The 3,935-nt window shown below is 61.8% G+C and carries 3 protein-coding genes and 1 pseudogene; 1 reads left to right on the forward strand and 3 read right to left on the reverse strand.

What is annotated here, in order from left to right; genetic code table 11:
- Window positions 1-244, forward strand: a pseudogene (locus tag HX846_RS29835) (dienelactone hydrolase); the annotation flags it as partial.
- Here HX846_RS29835 and HX846_RS29840 read toward each other — a convergent pair.
- From HX846_RS29840 to HX846_RS29850, 3 genes are all read right to left on the reverse strand, one after another.
- Complete coding sequence (locus HX846_RS29840; protein WP_003215370.1) at window positions 238-1,422, reverse strand: MFS transporter; 1,185 nt, start codon at window positions 1,420-1,422, stop codon at window positions 238-240. The pseudogene HX846_RS29835 and the gene HX846_RS29840 sit on opposite strands and share 7 nt — an antisense overlap.
- A gap of 347 nt (window positions 1,423-1,769) precedes the next feature.
- A complete protein-coding gene (locus HX846_RS29845) occupies window positions 1,770-3,359 on the reverse strand; it encodes an ABC-F family ATPase (protein WP_008436174.1) in 1,590 nt (529 codons plus the stop codon).
- Between the two features lie 162 nt (window positions 3,360-3,521).
- Window positions 3,522-3,935, reverse strand: a 414-nt coding sequence (locus tag HX846_RS29850) for an MFS transporter (protein WP_178966756.1), incomplete at its 5' end; no start/stop codon positions are given.

Below are 3,935 nucleotides of genomic sequence, written 5' to 3' on the forward strand. Positions count from 1 at the left end.
CGAGGCCCTGGCGCGCAAACTGCCGGAGCCGCCGGACTTCAAGCTGCTGGCCGGGGCAGGGCACTTTGTGTTCATGGCGCCTTGCGACGAGAGCCAACTGGCCGCGATGCCCGCCATGTGCACCGATGCTGACGGGGTTGACCGTGAAAGCATCCACCGCGACCTGATTTCCGAGGCCGGGCGGTTCTTTAATCACACCCTCGGGCAATCCACCCGGGCGGGCTTGCAGACGGCTGATCAGTAAGCGCGGCGCTTGAGCAGCAACGTCAGGCCCAGGCCGGTGACCGAGAGCAGGGCGGCGCAGAAGAAGATCCACGAGTAGCCCAGGTTCAGCGCCACCGCACCCATCACCGGCCCGGCAATGGCCAGCGCCAGGTCAAAAAACACCGCATATGCACTCAACCCGGCGCCCCGGCTGCTGTTGGGCACCTGCTTGATCGCCTCCACGCCCAGCGCCGGGTACACCAGCGACAAACCAAAGCCGGTCAGCCCGGCGCCGATCAAGGCCACGCCGGTGGACGGTGCCAGCCACAGCAGCGTCAGGCCCAGGGTTTCGATGGTCATGCAGGCAATCGCCGCGGTGAAGCCGCCGAAGCGGTTGATGGCAGAGATAAACACCAGCCGTGACAGGATGAAACACACGCCAAATACCGTCAGGCACCAGGCTGCGCCCGTCCAGCCACGGCTCAAGTAGTAGAGGGTGATAAACGTGGTGAGGGTGCCGTAGCCAATCGATGCCAGACACAGGCTGGCGCCGAACGGCGCGATACGCCCGAATACCGCCCAGAAGGGCAGCCGCTCGCCGCGCACCACGGGCACCGAAGGTTTGTTGCGAATCAGCAACAGGCCCAGGGCGGAAAGTATCGTGAGGGCGATTCCGAGGCTGGTGTAGCCGTAGTCGGCAACCATCACCACCCCAAGTGGGGCACCAATGGCAATCGCACCGTAGGAGGCGATGCCGTTCCACGAGATCGATCGTGCCGTATGTTCGGCACCGACCGCGCCCATGCACCAACTGATGGTGCCGACGCCGATCAGGCCCTGCGCGACGCCGAGTAACAGCCGGCCGACAATCAATATGCCGAGGCTCAGCAACGGCAAGCTTTGCAGCAGCGTGGCGATGAACGTCAGCACCCCGCTCAGCAGAATCCCGCTCAGGCCCAGCACGATAGCGCGCTTGGTGCCGACGTTGTCCGACATGCGCCCCGCCATGGGGCGGCTGAGCAGCGTGGCCAGGTATTGCGAGCCGATGGTTATCCCGGCGACCACCGCGCTGAAACCCAGCTCACCGTGGACATAGCCGGGGATGACGGCAATCGGCAGGCCGATACAGATAAACGCGATAAACGTGTAGAAAACGATGGAGACGATCTGCAGGGTGATCGACAAGGAGCTGGGGGTGGCGGGCTGTGTGGCAGGCATGGGGACTCGTTCGCGGGCGGGCGGTGAGGGCATCATGGCAAGGGCTTGGGGTAAAAGGAAGCAGGCTAACTATATTTGATGATATTGCGGCCCGTGCCTATCCGGCTTTGGATCCATGGGGCCTCCCTGGCCCGGGACGACTAAAGCGGACGCGGTAAAGTGTGGGAGCTGTCGAGCTTTAGCGAGGCTGCGAAGGCGGCGGCATGGTCAATAAAGATGTTGCCTGGCACACCGCTATCGCGGCCTCGCTAAAGCTCGACGGCTCCCACAGAAAAGCAGAGCCATATCCCAAAAAAAAGCCCCATCACACTGGACGGGGCTTTCGCATTTCAAACTACCGGCGGCTCTTAGAAAACCACACCCTGACTACGCAGGTAATCGTCATAAGTCCCGCTGAAGTCGATCACCCCACTCGGGCTCAGCTCGATGATGCGGGTGGCCAGGGACGACACAAACTCCCGGTCATGGCTGACAAAGATCAGCGTACCCGGGTAGTTCTCCAACGCCAGGTTCAGCGCCTCGATGGACTCCATGTCCAAGTGGTTGGTCGGCTCGTCCATGATCAGCACGTTCGGCTTTTGCAGGATCAGCTTGCCGAACAGCATGCGACCTTGCTCGCCACCGGAAATCACCTTCACCGACTTCAGGATCTCGTCGTTGGAGAACAGCATGCGGCCCAGGGTACCGCGAACCACTTGCTCGCCTTCCTTGGTCCAGCGGCCCATCCAGTCGAACAGGTTGGACTCGTCTTCGAAGTCCGAAGCATGGTCCTGGGCGTAATAGCCCAGTTCAGCCGCGTCGGTCCACTTGACCGTACCGGCATCCGGGGTCAGTTCGTTGACCAGGGTACGCAGCAGGGTGGTCTTGCCGATACCGTTCGGGCCAATGATCGCCACGCGCTCGCCGGCTTCAACCTGGAAGCTGAAGTCCTTGAACAGCGTCTTGCCGTCAAAGCCCTTGGCCATGCGATCGACGATGACCGCCTGGCGGTGGAGCTTCTTGGTCTGGTCGAAGCGGATGAACGGGCTGACGCGGCTCGATGGCTTGACTTCGGCCAGCTGGATCTTGTCGATCGCCTTGGCACGGGAAGTGGCCTGCTTGGCTTTCGAGGCGTTGGCCGAGAAGCGGCTGACGAAGGATTGCAGCTCGGAGATCTGCGCTTTCTTCTTGGCGTTGTCCGACAGCAACTGCTCGCGGGACTGGGTCGCCACGGTCATGTATTCGTCGTAGTTGCCCGGGAACAGGCGCAGCTCGCCGTAGTCCAGGTCGGCCATGTGGGTGCAGACGCTGTTCAGGAAGTGACGGTCGTGAGAGATGATGATCATCAGGCTGTTACGCTGGGTCAGGATGTTTTCCAGCCAGCGGATGGTGTTGATGTCCAGGTGGTTGGTTGGCTCGTCGAGCAGCAACACTTCCGGATCGGAAAACAGCGCCTGGGCCAGCAATACACGCAGCTTCCAGCCTGGTGACACTTCACTCATCGGGCCGTTGTGCTGCTCGATGCCGATACCCAGGCCCAGCAGCAACTCACCGGCGCGGGATTCGGCGGTGTAGCCGTCCATCTCGGCGAAGTCGGTTTCCAGCTCGGCCACGGCCATGCCGTCGTCTTCGGTCATCTCCGGCAGCGAGTAGATGCGGTCGCGCTCGGCCTTGACCTTCCACAGCTCTTCGTGACCCATGATCACGGTGTCGAGTACGGTGAATTCTTCGTAGGCGAACTGGTCCTGGCGCAGTTTACCCAGGCGCACGTTCGGCTCCAGCATGACCTGGCCGCCCGACGGGTCGAGGTCGCCACCGAGGATTTTCATGAAAGTCGACTTGCCGCAACCGTTGGCACCGATCAGGCCATAACGGTTGCCTGCGCCGAACTTGACCGAAACGTTCTCAAATAGCGGCTTGGCGCCGAACTGCATGGTGATGTTAGCTGTGGAGATCAATTACTTTACCTATCAATAGCTTGGAGTGCGCTAATTTGAGCCGGGCCCATTTTGTGGCCCAGGCCAACGGGCATACGTCGGCAGCGACATCAAGGCTTGGGGCCCAGTCGCTGAGCAGAAAAATGGGTGCATGTTGGAATTTGGCGCGCATTGTCGCATATGTCAGGCGGGAGTTGTATGGCGCTGCACGGATGGATTCGCCCGAGTCTCCGGCATTGCCACCCACACCAGCCCCAATGCGACGGCCGCCACGCCGGCCAGGGTCAGGAACGCGGCGTTGTAACCCGCCCACTGCACGACAAAACCTGCCAGGCTGCTGCTCAAGGCCGCGCCGAGGCCGAATGCCGTGGACAGCGCGCCCAGGCTGACATTGAAGCGTCCGGTGCCCTGGGTGAGGTCTTTGACTATCACCGGAAACAGCGCGCCGAACACCCCGGCGCCGACCCCGTCAAGCATCTGCACTGCCACCAGCCAATAAGGATCACTGGACAGCGTATACAACACGCCCCGCAGCGGCAGGATCATGAAACCGGCGAGCAGCAACGGCTTGCGCCCCCACACGTCGGCCTTCACGCC

Source organism: Pseudomonas sp. K5002, from assembly GCF_013386655.1.
Lineage (GTDB): Bacteria > Pseudomonadota > Gammaproteobacteria > Pseudomonadales > Pseudomonadaceae > Aquipseudomonas.